The sequence below is a fragment of the Mesorhizobium sp. M7A.F.Ca.US.005.03.2.1 genome (genome assembly GCF_003997795.1).
GTDB classification, from domain to species: Bacteria; Pseudomonadota; Alphaproteobacteria; order Rhizobiales; family Rhizobiaceae; genus Mesorhizobium; species Mesorhizobium ciceri.
The window spans coordinates 1-1,107 of the sequence record NZ_RZRP01001305.1; the positions used below are offsets into that span (position 1 = coordinate 1).

At 65.2% G+C, this 1,107-nt stretch carries 2 protein-coding genes; both read right to left on the minus strand.

The window, feature by feature from the left end:
- Positions 1–673: hypothetical protein (locus tag EN991_RS37270; protein WP_206519347.1), on the minus strand; the 673-nt coding region annotated here is incomplete at its 3' end.
- Positions 674–683: 10 nt separating this feature from the next.
- Positions 684–1,106 carry a DUF6484 domain-containing protein gene (locus EN991_RS37275; RefSeq protein ID WP_063173923.1) on the minus strand — a complete coding sequence of 141 codons (423 nt, stop codon included), beginning with the start codon at positions 1,104–1,106 and terminating at the stop codon, positions 684–686.
- Between the last annotated feature and the right edge of the window lies 1 nt (position 1,107).

Genomic DNA, 1,107 nt, shown 5'->3' on the forward strand with positions numbered 1-1,107 from the left:
GCACGATCTTGTCGATCACTGGGTGCGCGGACCGCGCCTCGCCAAGCAGGCAAGCGGCGAAGGCGGCCGCAAGACGTTCTTTCGCCGTCTCGCCATCAAGGCCAGCCAGGACTGCCGGAAGCAGGTCGCGCCGTTTGAGCCCACCGGCAAGCCGAACGGCGCGCCGGCGGACATTCGCGTCGGAATGGCTGGCCAGATCATGCAGGCGCGGTCCCGGATCGACGCGGTGATGCCAGAGCGCAGACAGCCCAAGGCAACGCTGCGGCGCATCTCGGGTGTCCAGCCATTCGGCCACGAACGGCCGCAGTTTTTCACGCGGTGTGCGCGCGACTGCGGCGGACAGGCTCGACAGGCCGGCCTCACCGAGGCTCGCCGCGGCGTCGATCGCAATCGCTACCAGATCAGCATCGCCCCAATGCAATGCCAGCGTGCCAAGTGCGAAAAGCTCGCCCGGCTCGGCATAGTCTGTGAAACGGGCCCGGGCCGCATCCCAGCCGGCCTTGCCGGCAGCCATGAGCCCTTCGATGTTCGCGTCGAGACGCTGGTCGATGCGGCCGATGTCCGTCTCCTCGAGAATCGAACCATCGATTTCGCGGCGGCGGCGAAGCCAGAGGAAAGCGGCATCTTCGGCATGTTGATCCACGATGGCGGCGATGGTCGCGACGGGGTGCATCGGCAATACCTCAATTGAGATGCACGGCCCCGCCGCGGATACGGTTGGTCCCGCTGGCCTGGCTCGTCAACTGGCTGCCGCGAATGGTCACGCGGCCATTCTTTTCTAGAATGATCGACGCCAGGCCGCAGCGCAGTTCTATGCGCTCGTCTCCGGTGATGACGACACGGTCGCCTTCGCGAGCGACTTTCAACCCCCTGTTCTTGTGCGCCGGATCGACGATGCGTCCAACGACCAGCGGCCGCGTGGGATCACCCTCCTCGAACAGAAGGGCCAGTTCTGAACCGATCGCCGAAATGTCCAGTTCAGTCAGGCTGCGCGCCGCAATCGCCGTCTCGCGCGGATTGCCAACGAAGACGACAAGCGGCGCCCCGCCCTCGAAACCAATCAGCAGGCCGATCACTACGCCATCGATACGATCCAGCACTGCCATG